Genomic DNA, 15,180 nt, shown 5'->3' on the forward strand with positions numbered 1-15,180 from the left:
GCATATGAAACAACTACTCAAATCACTGCTGCTGCTATTGCTGCTGGGGGGCTTTTTGCTCCCCAGTCAGGCTCAGCAGATTGTGGTGTCTCAGAATGGCTCGGGGAAGTTTCGCACTATTCAGGAGGCCATCAATAGCCTGCCGAACGAGTCTGCGAAAACACGCGTGATTCTGATCAAAAACGGCACCTATCGGGAAAAGCTTTTCATCGACGGCAAGAGCAATATCACGCTCAAAGGTCAGAGCGAAAAGGGAACAGTCATAACCATTTCGCAGGCCCGCGACGCCTGGCGCTGCGACCCCGTAAAAGGCGCCGATGACTGGGGCGTAGCAACGCTAAACATGCGTAACTCACCCGACGTCACGCTCGAAAATCTAACCTTCATCAACAGCTACGGCTTCGATGCCAAAGGCGAGACTACCATAGACTGCCCCGCTGATCCGAGCGGTAAAAAAGTAGTGCAAAAAGATGGTCACCAAATGGCCATGCGCACCTTCGGGGGTGCTACTAGAATTACGGTACGGCAATGCACATTTCGCGCCCTGGGTGGCGATACGGTGAGCCCCTGGGACACCGAAGGCGGCATGTTCTATTTTCAGAACTGCACCATGGAAGGTGGCGTCGATTTCTACTGCCCACGGGGCTGGGCGTACATCGAAAACAGCCGCTTTATCTGCCATAATATGTCGGCGGCTATCTGGCACGATGGCTCAGGTAACCGCGACTCCAAAACGGTGCTGAAGAACTGCACATTTGAAGGTGATGACAACTTCAAATTGGGGCGCTACCACCGCGAGTCGCAGTTCTATCTGATCGACTGCAAGTTTCCCAAGAACATGGCCGACGCCGATATCTACCATTCGCCTTCCGGGCCGGGTACGCCCAACTGGGGTCGGCGTGTGTACTATGCCAGCTGCCACCGCGACGGCGGTGATTATGCTTGGCACCGCGACAACTTGAGCACCGCTGAAAATGCCCCCCAGGTTCGTCAAATTACGGCCAACTGGACTTTTGGCGGCCGCTGGAATCCCGACCATAAATCGCCGGCCATCACAGCCATTGCGCCTGTGGGTGTTGATACCATCGCCGAGAAAATGCTGGTGTATCAGCGCAGTGTAGGTGGGTGGCCCAAAGCCGTGGGCGACGTGAAAGTAGATTACAGCAAGCCGTTGAGCGCCGCTAAAAAAGCAGCTACGCTCGACGACGCCAACCGCAACGACGCCACCATCGACAACGATGCCACTACTCGTGAGATTAAGTATTTGATAGAGGCATTTAAGAAAACCAATAACCAAGCTTATCGGAGTGCGGCTCAGAAAGGCATTCAGTACTTGCTGAAAATGCAGTATCCCAACGGGGGATTTCCGCAGTTCTACCCCGACATGAGCAACTACCGGCACTACATTACCTACAACGACAACGCCATGATGCGGGTGCTGGTCCTGCTTCGGGATATAGCGCAGCAGAAAGGCAACTTTGCCATCGTGAATTCGGCCTTAATACCCCAGGCCCAGGCTGCCGTAGCGCGGGGCATCGATTGCATTCTCAAAACCCAGTATGCGCAGAATGGAAAGCTCACCGCTTGGTGTGCCCAGCATGATGAGAAAACCTTTCAGCCAGTGAAAGCACGGGCCTTCGAGCTGGCCTCGCTGAGCGGTATGGAGACGGTAGAAATAGTTGAATTCCTAATGGCCGTAGACATGCCTTCGCCTGAGATAAAAAAGTCGATTGAGGCGGCGGTGGCTTGGCTGGAGTTGGTGAAAATTCCCGGCTACGCAGTGAAGCTCATTGATGCTCCTAAGGAACCTACTGGCAAAGACCGCGTGATTGTGCCAGAGGCTGGCTCGGTTATCTGGGCCCGCTTTTATGATTTGGAGACTAACAAGCCCATTTATGTGGGCCGCGACGGGGTGAAAAAAGCCACTCTTGCTGAGATTGAAAACGAGCGGCGCGCCGGCTATGCCTACGCGGGCACCTGGGGGGCAAAGTTGTTAGCAAAAGAATACCCCAAATGGCAACAGAAATGGGCCAATACCACCGGAGCGAAACTATAAGTACTAGATTATGAAAAATTTATCTCGCGCTGTAGCCTTGACAGACACTGAGGCATCCGTGCTCCGTCCCACGGCCGCGCTGCTGGAACTGCCCGAAAAAGTAATGCAATTTGGCACCGGCGTCCTGCTGCGCGGCCTGCCCGATTATCTGATTGATAAAGCCAACCGCCAAGGCATTTTCAACGGCCGCATTGTGGTTGTAAAGTCTACAGATGGTGGCGACCTGACCGCTTTCGAGCGCCAGGACAACCTCTATACCGTAGGTATTCGGGGTGTGGAAGATGGCCATAGCGTCGAAGAAAACGTGCTCTGCGCGTCTATTAGCCGGGTGCTGTCAGCGAAAAGTCAGTGGGCGGAAGTGCTGAAGTGCGCTGCCAATCCAGACCTGCAAATCGTGCTTTCAAACACCACTGAAGTCGGAATTCAGCTTACGGCTGATGATATTCAGCAGGAGCCGCCGCACTCATTTCCGGGCAAGCTGCTGGCCGTATTGTATGCGCGTTTTCAGGCGTTCGATGGTGATGTTTCCAAAGGCTTAGTCATTGTACCCACGGAGTTAATCCCAGAGAATGGCAGTAAGCTGGAAGCAATTCTGCTGGAGCTGGCCCACCGTAACGGGCTGGAGCCGGAGTTTATTGAGTGGCTGGAAACGGCCAATACCTGCTGCAATTCCCTGGTGGACCGTATCGTGCCCGGCAAGCCTGACGCAGCTACGCAGCAAGCTCTTGCCGCGCAGCTTGGCTACAACGACGAGCTGTTGACCATGACGGAAGTGTACCTGCTGTGGGCCATTGAAGGCGACGAGCGGGTGAAGAATATCCTGTCCTTCCATCAGGCGGATAAAGGGATTTTTATTCGGCCCGATATCAACCTGTTTCGGGAGCTGAAGCTGCGCCTGCTGAATGGCACGCACACGCTGAGCTGCGGCCTGGCTTATCTGAGTGGGTGCGAGACGGTGCGCGGAGCCATGGAGAATGATTGTGTAGCCACTTTTGTACACAATCTGATGTTGGGTGATTTGCTGCCAGGCATCCCGTATGCCGTGGACGAGAAAGTAGGTCAGCGCTTCGGTTTGCAGGTATTGGACCGCTTTCGGAATCCTTACATCGAGCATCGGTGGCTGGCCATTACCATGCAGTACACCATGAAAATGCAGATGCGCAACGTGCCTACTTTGCTGCATTATTATAAGCGGTTTAACACGGCGCCGCAGTATGTGGCGCTTGGGTTTGCGGCCTATTTGCTGTTCATGCGTGGCATTCGTCAGGACGGCAAAATTTGGTACGGGACGGCCAACGGCACAGAGTATCCCATCAACGATGATCAGGCGGGCTATTTTGCTGAGTTGTGGAGCCGCAACTTATCTGCATCCGATCTGACGAACACTGTTTTACAAAATCAAACGCTTTGGGGCCACGACCTCAGCCAATTAACTGGCTTTGCTAAGCGCGTAAGCGACAACCTTCAGCAAATGCTGGATATAGGCGTTGCGGCCACGGTATCAAAGCATTTAAATAAAAAAGCCACCTTAGTCAAATGAAGCATCAGGTAGCCCGAATTCATCCCGACGATAACGTATTGGTAGCCCTGGTCGATTTGCCAGAAGGCACGACCGTACCTTGGGATGGAACGACCATCACTACTACGGCTCGTATTCCGGCCAAGCACAAGCTGGCCACCCGCGACTTCGAGCCCGGCGATTTAATAACTATGTACGGGGTGCTGGTGGGCAAAGTGCGCCAGTCGATACCATCGGGCGGCCTGCTCACGACCAGCAATATTCAGCACGCCACCGACAGCTACGACGAGCACCAGCACGAAAAAGCCCCCTGGACGGCCCCCGACGTAAGCCGTTGGCAGGACCGCACCTTTATGGGCTACCATCGCTCCGACGGGCGCGTGGGCACGGCCAACTACTGGCTGGTTATCCCATTGGTATTCTGCGAAAACCGCAACGTGCAGGTGCTGGAAGAAGCCTTAATAAACGACCTGGGCTACGCCCGCCGCAAGAGCTATCAGCCCCAAACGCAGGCCTTGATTTCCTTGATGCAGGCGGGTAAGTCGGTGGAAGAAATTCTGCAAACGGACCTGCACAGCGACGAAAATGCCCCCCAGGGACCGAACCGGCTGTTTCCAAACGTGGACGGTATCCGATTTCTGAGCCACGAAGGTGGCTGCGGTGGTATTCGCCAGGATGCGCAGACGCTGTGTGGGCTGCTGGCCGGCTACATCACGCACCCCAATGTGGCGGGTGCTACGGTGCTGAGTCTGGGTTGCCAGAACGCGCAGGTGACCATGCTGCAGGACGAAATCAACAAGCGCAGCCCCAACTTCGATAAGCCACTTTTCATTCTGGAGCAGCAGAAAATCGGGACAGAAGAAGCCATGATCAGCATGGCTCTGCGGCAGACGTTTGCGGGCTTGATGCAGGCCAATCAGATTCGTCGTCAGCCGGCGCCGCTGAGCAAGCTGAACATCGGTTTGGAATGCGGCGGCTCCGATGGATTCTCGGGTATTTCGGCTAATCCAGCCGTGGGCTACGTGTCGGATATGGTTGTGGCACTGGGTGGCTCGGTTATTCTGGCTGAGTTTCCAGAGCTGTGCGGCGTGGAGCAAGAGTTGGTAAATCGGTCAGTAGATAATGCTACGGCTGAGCGCTTTAGCCAACTGATGAAAGCTTACGGCGACAGTGCTATTGCGGTGGGCTCAGGCTTTGATATGAATCCTTCACCCGGCAACATTCGGGACGGTTTGATTACCGATGCCATGAAGTCGGCGGGTGCGGCACGCAAGGGCGGCAGCTCGCCAGTGGTGGCGGTGCTCGACTATCCCGAGCCCGTGACCAAGCCCGGCTTAAACCTGCTGTGCACGCCCGGCAATGACGTAGAATCTACCACGGCTGAGGTTGGCTCGGGAGCCAATGTGGTGCTGTTTACCACTGGCCTCGGCACGCCCACTGGCAACCCGATTGCGCCAGTTGTGAAGATTGCGACCAACACCGCTTTGGCCAAGCGCATGCCCGATATCATTGATGTGAACACCGGCACCGTCATCGACGGCGAGGAAACTATTGAGCAGGCGGCCGAGCGAATTCTAGATTATGTAGTTCGGGTAGCTAGCGGGGAAGAAGTCGCCGCCGTGCGCCACGGACAAACCGACTTTATTCCGTGGAAACGTGGGGTTTCGCTGTAAGTAAACCCTGACGAAAAGCCCCAGAACACTAAGCCAAGATCATCACTATGAAAAAGCCCTTTCTCAACGACGATTTCCTGTTGCAAACGGAAACGGCCCAGCAACTCTACCATGAGTTTGCGAAGCAGATGCCCATCATCGATTACCATTGCCATTTGCCCCCCGACCAGATTGCGGAGGATCGGCAGTTCGAAAACGTCACCCAAATCTGGCTGTACGGCGACCACTACAAGTGGCGCGCCATGCGCACCAATGGGGTAGATGAGCGCTACGTGACGGGTGATGCGTCGGATTGGGAGAAGTTTGAGAAGTGGGCCGAAACTGTGCCTCAAACGGTGCGTAATCCGCTTTACCACTGGACGCACCTAGAGTTGCAGCGCTACTTTGGCATCACGGAAGTGCTGAATAAAGACAGCGCCCGCCGCATCTATGATGCCTGCAACGAGAAGCTACGCACGCCGGAATATTCGGTGAAAAACTTGCTGCTAAAAATGCAGGTGAAAGTGGTGTGTACGACGGATGATCCGGCCGATTCGCTGGAATATCATCAGGCTATTGCGGCCCAGCCATTTGGGGTACAAATCTTGCCTACTTTTCGGCCCGATAAAGCGATGTCGCCGGAGGATGTAACTGCTTACAACAGCTACCTGGATAAACTGGGCGCAGCGGCTGATATCAGCATCGCGACTTACGACGACTTGCTCGAAGCGCTGCGTCGTCGGCACGATTTCTTCCACGCTCAAGGCTGCCGCCTTTCCGATCATGGCTTGGAGCGTCTGTATGCTTCTGATTACTCAGCGGAGCAGGTCGCTAATGCCTTTGCGCAAGTGCGCGGGGGGCAAAAAATAAATCAGGAAGACACCGAAGCACTGAAGTCGGAGCTACTGCTGGAATTGGCTCGCATGGACCACGCTCGTGGCTGGACGCAGCAGTTTCATGTGGGTGCGCTGCGTAACAACAACGCCCGTATGCTGCGCCAGCTCGGCCCCGATACGGGTTGGGATTCTATTGGTGATTTCCCGCAGGGCCGCGCCCTATCTACCTTCCTCGACCGCCTCGATTCGTCGGATCAACTGGCTAAAACCATTCTCTACAACCTCAACCCCGCCGACAACGAACTGATGGCTACCATGATTGGTAACTTCCAGGACGGCACCGTGGCCGGTAAGGTGCAGTGGGGTTCGGGCTGGTGGTTTTTGGACCAGAAAGACGGGATGGAAAAGCAGATTAACGCCCTGTCGAATATGGGGTTGATCAGCAAGTTTGTGGGCATGCTTACCGACTCGCGCAGCTTCCTTTCCTATCCGCGCCACGAGTATTTCCGCCGCGTGCTGTGCAACCTGTTTGGCAACGACGTGGAAAACGGCGAGCTGCCCGATGATATGGAGCTGCTGGGGGGCATTATTGAGAACATTTGCTACTACAACGCCAAGCAATATTTCGGCTTTGACGCAGTAGCTCAGGCGGCACCAACCGCCGCTTCAGGTGAGTACATGAAGGTATAGCCGATCTAAGTGTTCATCTTGCTCTTAGCACCAAACGCAAAAAGCGTGAAAAGATAGGAGCAGGATGAGCTTCGGCTTACTACTGGCGAACTAGTTTCGCTTTTCCTCTCAGCATTCCTTACATCTCGATGAAACAGGTTGTCACCTTCGGCGAAATCATGTTGCGGCTCTCGCCGCCTCTTAACTATCGGTTCACGCAAGCGGCCAGCTTTGAGGCGACGTATGGTGGGGGCGAGGCTAATGTAGGCGCAGCGCTTGCTGGGCTGGGCGTACCAGCCGCGCACGTCACCTGTTTTCCGGCCAACGAGCTAGGCCAGGCCGCTACCCAAAGCTTTCAGCGCCTCGGAGTGGACATGAGCCACACAGTGTATAGCGGCAAGCGGCTGGGGCTTTATTTCCTGGAAGTAGGTGCCTCCATGCGAGCCAGCAAAGTGGTGTACGACCGTGCCGATTCGGCCTTTGCCGACCTCGACCCAGCCGCTTTTGACTGGGATGAAATTCTGAAAAATGCCCAATGGCTGCACTGGACGGGTATTACGCCCGCTATTTCAGCCTCAGCAGCGCAAGCCATCGGCGAAGGCATCCAGGCGGCTCGCCGTACGGGACTTACCGTGTCGGCTGATGTAAACTACCGCCGCAACCTGTGGCAGTATGGGCAGCGTGCTCAGGATGTAATGCCTGACCTCGTGGCCGGCTGCGATGTGGTGGTGTGCTCCGAAAACGACGCTGATGACTTGTTCGGCATTCGTCCCGAGGCGGGTGTAGAAAACAAGTTTGCTTCCATCAGCGAGCAACTGATGACTCGCTTCCCGCAAATCAAGCAGGTCATCAGCACCCGTCGCAAAACCCAAAGTGCCTCCCACGAGCGCATCAAGGGCCAGCTGTTTGACGGCTCTTACTCCGAAACGCCCTACTACGATATCACGCCCGTGGTGGACCGCATTGGTGGTGGCGACGCTTTTCTGGGGGGCTTTATTTATGGCACTTTAAAGTACGCGACGCCGCAGGAGGCGCTGCACTTCGCCGTGGTGGCCTCGGCCCTCAAGCACACCATTCACGGCGACGTGAACCTGGTGACGGTGGCCGAAGTGGAGCACGTGCTACAAGGCAATACGACTGGCCGTTTGGTACGGTAGGTTGTCAAGTACCGCGAAGCTCTAGCTTCGCGAATCGTTTGGGTGTTATCAAAAAAGCCTCCTGCGCTCATAATTTCACAATTCACGAAGCGGAAGCTTGACTGCGTCTTCCTTCGGTTCACGTTACAAACTTCTAGAATGCCTCGTTTTTCCTCTGATCATATTTTAGAAACCGTCCTGCACCACCCCATTGTGCCGGTTTTTTACCACGCTGAGGCTGCCTACGCGAAGCGTATTATGCAGGCTTGCTACGATGGCGGACTGCGGGTATTTGAGTTTACCAACCGCGGCGAAAAAGCCCCCCAGGTCTTTGCTGAGCTGGTGACTTTTGTGCGCGACACCTGCCCCGATATGTTACTGGGAATCGGCACTATTTATCAGGCCGAAGAAGCGGAGCGCTTTATTGCCGCCGGCGCCGATTTTGTAGTGCAGCCCGTGACCACGGCTGCCGTAGCGGCGGTGTGCCAGCAGCACGATGTGCCTTGGCTGCCCGGCGCTATGACGCTAAACGAAATCTATAACGCTACCCAGCTGGGCGCGAAGCTCGTGAAGGTATTTCCGGGCAACGTGGTAGGGCCAGGTTATATCAAGAGCTTGCGCGGGCCCATGCCTACGGTGAAGATAATGGTGACCGGTGGCGTGGAGCCCACAACGGAGAGCTTACAGGAGTGGTTTGGCGCCGGGGTAAACGTTGTTGGGATGGGTTCGCAGCTCTTTAAAAATGCCGATGATACCGAAGCGTTAAGCCGTCAAATTGCCGACTTGCTAAAGTTTGTAGATACCTTGAAAAAGTAGCGTTGCCCGGGTGGCGCGTCGTTCGCGTCGTCGTTTTGCTTACGAATACTGCTCTGACTTTTATTCCCACAATCGATGATACCTTCTCCCACTCAATCGCCGCCCGGCACCTTACTTACTGCCCCTGAGAAGATGAGCAAGTATCGGTGGACCATCTGCGCGCTGGTGTTCTTTGCCACCACGGTCAACTACCTTGACCGGGCCGTTATTTCGCTGTTGAAGCCTTACCTGGAGACGGAGTTCAACTGGAATTCGGGCGACTACGCTAACATCGAAATTGCCTTCAAAGTAGCTTACTCGCTGGGCATGCTGGGCGCGGGTCGCATCATCGATGCGCTGGGCACCAAAATCGGTTACGCTTTATCTACTTTTCTGTGGAGCCTGGCCGCTATTGGTCACGCTTTTGTCAGCAGTACTTTCGGGTTCAGCGTAGCGCGCGCTTTTCTGGGCGTAACGGAGGCGGGTAACTTCCCGGCCGCCATCAAAACGACAGCCGAGTGGTTTCCGCAGAAGGAGCGGGCCCTGGCTACTGGTATCTTCAATTCGGGCTCCAATGTGGGCGCCATCATTGCCCCGCTCACCGTGCCACTTATTGCCGAAACCATCGGCTGGAAATGGGCTTTCATCATCACGGGCGCCATTGGCTTTGTGTGGCTGATCCTGTGGTTTATTTACTACGAAGTACCCGCCAAGCAGGCCCGCCTGACCAAAGCTGAATTCGATTACATCCACAGCGATGTGGATGATATGGCCGCGGCTTCCATTACGACCCAACCCAAAGTTTCCTGGTTTAAGCTCCTGACTTTCCGTCAAACTTGGGCTTTCGTGTTGGGCAAATTCCTCACCGACCCGGTGTGGTGGTTTTACCTCTTCTGGCTGCCTGACTTCCTGAACAAGCAGTATGGTTTGAAAGGCACCGACGTGGCCTTTCCCGTAGCGGCCGTGTACATCTTGTCGAGCATTGGCAGCGTGGGTGGTGGCTGGATTCCGCTGAACTTTATGAAGCACGGAATGCCCGCTTTTAAGGCTCGCAAAACATCCATGCTGCTCATCGCGCTGTGCGTGTTCCCGATCGTGTTTGCCCAGTACCTCGGGCAGATTAACATGTGGCTAGCCGTGTTGGTAATCGGTATTGCCGCCGCTGCTCACCAGGCCTGGAGTGCCAACATCTTCACCACTGTATCAGACATGTTCCCCAAGCGCGCCGTGGCTTCGGTTACGGGTATTGGTGGCATGGCCGGTGGTCTGGGGGGTATTTTGCTGACAGCTTTGGTGCAGAAACAGATGTTTGTGTACTACGAGAGCATCAACCAGCTCGAAACTGCTTACTTCATCATGTTCCTGATTTGCGGTGGCGCTTATCTGTTGGCCTGGGTGCTTATGCACTTCTTGGCGCCGCGCATGAAGCAAATTTCCCTTGATTAGGTAACTGACTTCGTGCTGCTGCGATGTCCTTTTGCACTCTAACTCTCCCCGTATTATGCAAAAACATTTTCTGCTACTGGCGCTCCTGTTATTAGTGCTGCCAGTGCTCAGCTTCGCCCAAAACAAGAAAGATATGGATGCCGCCAAACAAGTGGAAGCGCTGGAGCGTCAGCGCTTTGCGGCCCAGGTGAAGAAGGATTACGCTCTGTTGGATAAGTTCTTCGGTGAGGATCTAGTGTACACGCATTCCAACGGCAAACAGGACAACAAAACGTCCTACATCCAAAGCATCCGCGACGGCAAAAGCGTGTACGACAAGATTGATGTAGAAGCAGTGAATGTGCGTGCCTACAACGACGGCCAAACTGCCGTAGTGAACGGGACAATCACCATTACGTCGCCCCCTAAGCCGGATGGCCAGCTAAATATTGCCCATCTGAAGTACGTAGTGGTGCAAGTAAAAGACCCCAAAAAAGGCTGGCAGGTCGTGCTCTGGCAGTCGCAAAAGCAGCCCGAAGTCAAGAGCTAATCTCTAGGCTTAATAGAATATTTCTGGTCGTTGCGCATACCGTAACGTCCCGCATTAAAAGACGCAAAATGATGCGCCTTTCCATTACTCCTGCACGACGAAGTGGCTTACTATTCGAGTAGAAATCGCTGCTTTTATTATGCAATCGTTTGATATTCAGCCACTAATTCCTCGCTCTCTAACTATCCTCTTCCTATGAATCCCGCCCACGAAAACAACTTAGCCCAACCCGTTGGTACCACGCTGGACCGGTATATTATGCGCAATCAGTCCGAGTTTGCATATGCAACCGGTGAATTGTCGCAGCTGCTGCGCGATATTGCCTTAGCCGGCAAAATCGTGAACCGTGAGGTGAACCGAGCAGGACTGACCAGTATTATTGGGGCGGCTGGGGCGCAAAACGTGCAGGGGGAGCAGCAGCAGAAACTGGATGTAGAGGCCAATATTCGCTTTATCCGCGCCCTCACCAATGGTAAGGAAGCCTGCGCGGTACTGTCGGAAGAGAACGAGGATATTATTCATACGGGCAACTGCGAAGGCCGCTACGTGGTAGCCATCGACCCGCTGGATGGCTCGTCGAATATCGACGTGAATATTAGCATCGGCACGCTGTTCAGCATTTATCGGCGTGTGTCGCCGATAGGTACGGAAGCTACACCCGCCGACTTTTTGCAGGGTGGGCGCAAGCAGGTGGCGGCTGGCTACATTCTATACGGCTCCAGCACCATGCTTGTGTACACCACCGGGCACGGCGTGGCGGGCTTCACGTATGAGTCATCCTTGGGCGAGTTTTTTCTCTCTCATCCCAACATCCGTATTCCCGCCACCGGCCCCGTATTCTCTTGCAACGAAGGCTACTGGTTTGAGTACCCCGAGTACGTGCAAAAATTCCTGATGAGCTGCAAGCGTCGCACTATGAGCGGGCGCTACGTGGGTTCTCTCGTTGCCGACTATCACCGCAATCTGTTTACGGGGGGCATTTATTTGTATCCACCCAATAAAAAAGCCCCCCAGGGCAAGCTGCGCCTGCTATACGAAGGCTACCCGCTGGCCTTCATCATCGAGCAAGCCGGCGGCCTAGCCTCTTGTGGCAAGCAACCTGTTCTCGACCTCGAACCCACCGATTACCACCAACGCTCCCCACTGTTTATCGGCTCGCCCGAGTTAGTAGCTGAACTGATAGCGGGCAACATGGAGCCCGTCACGGCTTCCGCTTACGAGACGACATCGGATCTGCATAGTGTTTAAGTCTTGACTTTCTCTCCTTTTTACTTCTAGACTCTCTTCCTATGAATGCGAATACGAGCGATGCCTCCCGCCGAGATTTTCTGCAAAAGTCGATGCTGGCAACGGCAGGTTTGCTCACGCCGCTGCCGCTCACTGTGTTGGGCGCACCAAAAGCTAAGCGCCGCGTGGCGATGGTGGGCACGGGCCACCGCGGCACCGGCATGTGGGGCAAGGAATTGCTGGCTGAGCACGGCGACGTGATTGAGTTCGTGGGCCTATGCGACAGCAACAAAGGCCGTCTCGAAACCTCGAAAAAGATGATGGGCGTAAAGTGCTCCACCTTCACGGATTTCGAGCAGATGATGCGCAAAACCAAGCCCGAAATCCTCATTGTGACCACTGTGGATAATACCCACGACGAGTTCATTATTAAGGGCATGGAAATGGGCGCCAACATCGTGTCGGAGAAGCCCATGACCACCGACGAAACCAAGTGCCAAGCCATTCTGGACGCGGAAAAGCGCACGGGTAAGAAGGTCACGGTCACGTTCAACTACCGCTACTCGCCCCACCGCCAGAAGATGTACGACCTCATCCGGCAGGGCGAAATAGGGGAGGTCACGTCCGTCGATTTTCACTGGTACCTCGACAACCGCCACGGCGCCGACTACTTCCGTCGCTGGCACCGCCTCACCGAAAAAAGCGGCTCGCTGTGGGTGCACAAAGCCAGTCACCATTTCGACCTGCTGAACTGGTGGCTGGAGTCGGAGCCCGAAACGGTGTACGCCAAAGGCGCTTTGGAAAACTACGGAAAAAACGGCCCGTTCCGCTTCACCAACTGCCGCCCTTGTCCGCACAAAGACAAGTGCCCCTATTACTGGGACATGACCAAAGACGCCCGCCTGATGGCCCTCTACGCCGCCAACGAGCAGTACGACGGCTACCACCGCGACGGCTGCGTGTACAAAGAGGACGTAAATATTTATGATAAGATGGCCGCCACCATCGGCTACGCCAACGGGGCACAGGTCAGCTACTCGCTCACGGCTTACTCGCCCTACGAAGGGTACCGCATTGCCTTCAACGGCACCAAAGGCCGCATTGATGCTTGGATAAAAGAGTCGGGAGCCATGGAAATGGAGCCTTACGATGAGATTATGCTTTCCCGGAACTTCGGCAAAGTGGAGTACTTTAAAATACCTCAAGCTGAGGGCCACGGCGGCGGCGACAAGCTGCTGCGAGCCCAGATTTTCCGCCACCCGGAAGCCCCCGACACTTACCGCCAGGCCGCTGGCAGCCGCGATGGTGCCATGGCAATCCTGGTGGGTGTAGCAGCCCGCAAAAGCATTGCCAGCGGCCAACCCGTCCGCATCGCCGATCTTACTAACCTGAAACCCGTGGCCGTCAAGGCTTAAAGCTTTACTAACTTAGGCGAGGCGGTCATGCAGAACGAAGTGCAGCATCTCGCTCACGCCATTAGAGTAGTAATCTAATCGGGTGTCAGCACGCGAGATGCTGCACTTCGTTCTGCATGACCGCCTGTCTGGATAGGAATACAGCCTGTTGCGCTGAGTACCTTCCTTATCGTTTTAAACAATTCACCATTACACTTTTCCTTCGAGAGCCAGGTTACCCTAAACTTCACAACCGGCTCTTTTCCGCACTATGTCTAAAATAATTGCCCCCCAAGTCGAGTTCAGCCACTTGCTGAGCCAGGTTAAAAGTGTTACGCCCGAAATTCTGACGCCCGACGGGCAGTTTCTGAACCTGATGGAAGGCCGCTGGCAGGAGCCCGGTAAGCCCCGCAAATTCACGTCGCCCGTAGACGGCACCGATCTGGGTGGATTGCCCATGCTCGACCACGACACTGGCCTGCGGGCTGTCATCTTCGCCAAGCAAGAAGCCGCTGCCTGGGCCGCTACCGACCTCGACGAGCGCAAAAGTCGGGTGCAGGACTGCCTCAACCAGCTTCGCGACCAAGTAGACTTAGTGGGTAAGCTACTCATCTGGGAAATCGGCAAAACCTACAAGCTGGGCTTCACCGACATCGACCGGGCTATTGAGGGCGTGCAGTGGTACGTTGATAATATTGAGGACATGCTGGGCCAGCGCAAGCCCCTGGGGCTAGTGAGCAATATTGCCTCCTGGAATTACCCCATGTCGGTGCTGCTGCACGCGGTGCTAGTGCAGGTGCTTTGCGGCAACTCCGTGATTGCCAAGACGCCCACCGACGGCGGTTTTATCTCCCTTAGTCTCACCTTCGCCATTGCCCGCCGATGCGGTCTGCCCGTTACGTTGGTGAGCGGTCCGGGGGGCGAATTGAGCGACGTGCTGGTGAAGCACGATGCCATCGACTGCCTCAGCTTCGTGGGTGGCCGCTACAACGGCCGCAACATTGCCGATGCGCTAAGTGCCCACAATAAGCGCTATATGCTGGAAATGGAAGGCGTGAACACCTATGGCATCTGGGATTACAGCGACTGGAACAGCATGGCCGACCAACTCAAAAAAGGCTACGACTACGGCAAGCAGCGCTGCACCGCCTATGTGCGCTTTGTGGTGGAGCGTCGCCTGTTTCCGCAGTTTCTGGAAACCTACCAGAGCGCCATCCGCAGTCTGAAAGTGGGCAACCCTACGCTCGTCGATAACGCCGACGATAAGCTGCCCGACTTGGCTTTCGGTCCCGTCATTCACGCCCAGCAGGCCCAGGATCTGGATCGGTTGTATAAAAACGCCCTCCAGACGGGCGCCACGCCCATCTACGAAGGCAAGCTGGACGACAGCCTCTTCCTCCCTGGCCAGGATCGTTCGGCCTACGTCGCGCCCCGTGCCCTCGTTAATCTGCCTCGCCAAAGTGAGCTGTACTTCAAAGAGCCTTTCGGCCCTATCGATTCTATTGTGCTGGTAGATAGGGTAGAGGAGCTGGTGGGCGAGATGAATATCAGTAACGGAGCCTTAGTAGCTGCCATCGCCTCCGACGATGAAAAGCTGGCCCGCCGCACCGCCAAGGAAGTGCGCGCTTTCAAAGTAGGTCTCAATAAGCTGCGCTCCCGCGGCGACCGGGAGGAAGTCTTCGGTGGCCTGGGCGAATCCTGGAAGGGGGCCTTCGTGGGGGGCAAATTGCTGGTCGAAGCCGTGACGGAAGGTAGCCCTGGTCAGCTGGTGTTGGGTAACTACGAAGAAGCTACGCTGCTGCCAGAAAAAATTTAAACGCTAGTTTCTTTCAACTTTATGAAGGCTCGAAAAAGGACCCTGGGGGGCTTTTTCGAGCCTTTTACTTATATAGGGCGCAGGTCTTGAAAGTAGATTGCTTTA

General features: G+C 55.2%; 11 protein-coding genes. All 11 read left to right on the forward strand.

The genetic code is table 11. The features are described 5' to 3' along the window. The first annotated feature begins 4 nt into the window (after nt 1–4). The 11 genes from pelA to H8B13_RS01990 all read left to right on the forward strand — a co-directional run bounded on the left by pelA (nt 5) and on the right by H8B13_RS01990 (nt 15,075). On the forward strand, nt 5–2,056 hold the full coding sequence (gene pelA / locus H8B13_RS21090; protein WP_261990190.1) for a pectate lyase: 2,052 nt from the start codon (nt 5–7) through the stop codon (nt 2,054–2,056). Between the two features lie 10 nt (nt 2,057–2,066). Beyond that, nucleotides 2,067–3,596 (forward strand): tagaturonate reductase, encoded by a 1,530-nt coding sequence (locus tag H8B13_RS01945; protein WP_187309138.1) that lies wholly within the window; start codon nt 2,067–2,069, stop codon nt 3,594–3,596. Further along, nucleotides 3,593–5,248, forward strand: coding sequence for a UxaA family hydrolase (locus H8B13_RS01950; protein ID WP_187309139.1), 1,656 nt, complete (start codon nt 3,593–3,595; stop codon nt 5,246–5,248). Before H8B13_RS01945 ends, H8B13_RS01950 begins: the two co-directional genes overlap by 4 nt. 47 nt (nt 5,249–5,295) lie before the next feature. Further along, the gene (gene uxaC, locus H8B13_RS01955; protein ID WP_187309140.1) at nt 5,296–6,753 is read left to right on the forward strand and encodes a glucuronate isomerase; all 1,458 of its coding nucleotides are present in this window, start codon (nt 5,296–5,298) and stop codon (nt 6,751–6,753) included. Nucleotides 6,754–6,881: 128 nt separating this feature from the next. Next, nucleotides 6,882–7,889 (forward strand): sugar kinase, encoded by a 1,008-nt coding sequence (locus H8B13_RS01960; protein ID WP_187309141.1) that lies wholly within the window; start codon nt 6,882–6,884, stop codon nt 7,887–7,889. A gap of 138 nt (nt 7,890–8,027) precedes the next feature. Next, nucleotides 8,028–8,684 carry a bifunctional 4-hydroxy-2-oxoglutarate aldolase/2-dehydro-3-deoxy-phosphogluconate aldolase gene (locus tag H8B13_RS01965; RefSeq protein ID WP_187309142.1) on the forward strand — a complete coding sequence of 219 codons (657 nt, stop codon included), beginning with the start codon at nt 8,028–8,030 and terminating at the stop codon, nt 8,682–8,684. A gap of 75 nt (nt 8,685–8,759) precedes the next feature. Further along, nucleotides 8,760–10,109 (forward strand): MFS transporter, encoded by a 1,350-nt coding sequence (locus H8B13_RS01970; protein WP_187309143.1) that lies wholly within the window; start codon nt 8,760–8,762, stop codon nt 10,107–10,109. 55 nt (nt 10,110–10,164) lie between these two features. Then, nucleotides 10,165–10,638 (forward strand): nuclear transport factor 2 family protein, encoded by a 474-nt coding sequence (locus tag H8B13_RS01975; RefSeq protein ID WP_261990191.1) that lies wholly within the window; start codon nt 10,165–10,167, stop codon nt 10,636–10,638. A 195-nt stretch (nt 10,639–10,833) separates the two neighbouring features. After that, nucleotides 10,834–11,886: a class 1 fructose-bisphosphatase gene (gene fbp / locus H8B13_RS01980; RefSeq protein ID WP_187309144.1), complete on the forward strand. Its 1,053-nt coding sequence runs from the start codon at nt 10,834–10,836 to the stop codon at nt 11,884–11,886. Between the two features lie 41 nt (nt 11,887–11,927). After that, nucleotides 11,928–13,280, forward strand: a complete 1,353-nt coding sequence (locus tag H8B13_RS01985; RefSeq protein WP_187309145.1) for a Gfo/Idh/MocA family oxidoreductase — start codon at nt 11,928–11,930, stop codon at nt 13,278–13,280. Between the two features lie 250 nt (nt 13,281–13,530). Beyond that, nucleotides 13,531–15,075, forward strand: coding sequence for an aldehyde dehydrogenase family protein (locus H8B13_RS01990; RefSeq protein WP_187309146.1), 1,545 nt, complete (start codon nt 13,531–13,533; stop codon nt 15,073–15,075). Nucleotides 15,076–15,180 lie beyond the last annotated feature (105 nt).

The sequence above is a fragment of the Hymenobacter sp. BT188 genome (genome assembly GCF_014333585.1).
In the GTDB taxonomy this organism is placed as follows: domain Bacteria; phylum Bacteroidota; class Bacteroidia; order Cytophagales; family Hymenobacteraceae; genus Hymenobacter.

Bases quoted from the DNA above. Each gene is read 5' to 3' on its own strand.
- uxaC (WP_187309140.1), top strand. From the start codon at position 5,296: ATGAAAAAGCCCTTTCTCAACGACGATTTCCTGTTGCAAACGGAAACG.
- pelA (WP_261990190.1), top strand. From the start codon at position 5: ATGAAACAACTACTCAAATCACTGCTGCTGCTATTGCTGCTGGGGGGC.
- H8B13_RS01965 (WP_187309142.1), top strand. From the start codon at position 8,028: ATGCCTCGTTTTTCCTCTGATCATATTTTAGAAACCGTCCTGCACCAC.
- H8B13_RS01945 (WP_187309138.1), top strand. From the start codon at position 2,067: ATGAAAAATTTATCTCGCGCTGTAGCCTTGACAGACACTGAGGCATCC.
- H8B13_RS01990 (WP_187309146.1), top strand. From the start codon at position 13,531: ATGTCTAAAATAATTGCCCCCCAAGTCGAGTTCAGCCACTTGCTGAGC.
- H8B13_RS01975 (WP_261990191.1), top strand. From the start codon at position 10,165: ATGCAAAAACATTTTCTGCTACTGGCGCTCCTGTTATTAGTGCTGCCA.
- H8B13_RS01960 (WP_187309141.1), top strand. From the start codon at position 6,882: ATGAAACAGGTTGTCACCTTCGGCGAAATCATGTTGCGGCTCTCGCCG.
- H8B13_RS01950 (WP_187309139.1), top strand. From the start codon at position 3,593: ATGAAGCATCAGGTAGCCCGAATTCATCCCGACGATAACGTATTGGTA.
- H8B13_RS01985 (WP_187309145.1), top strand. From the start codon at position 11,928: ATGAATGCGAATACGAGCGATGCCTCCCGCCGAGATTTTCTGCAAAAG.
- H8B13_RS01970 (WP_187309143.1), top strand. From the start codon at position 8,760: ATGATACCTTCTCCCACTCAATCGCCGCCCGGCACCTTACTTACTGCC.
- fbp (WP_187309144.1), top strand. From the start codon at position 10,834: ATGAATCCCGCCCACGAAAACAACTTAGCCCAACCCGTTGGTACCACG.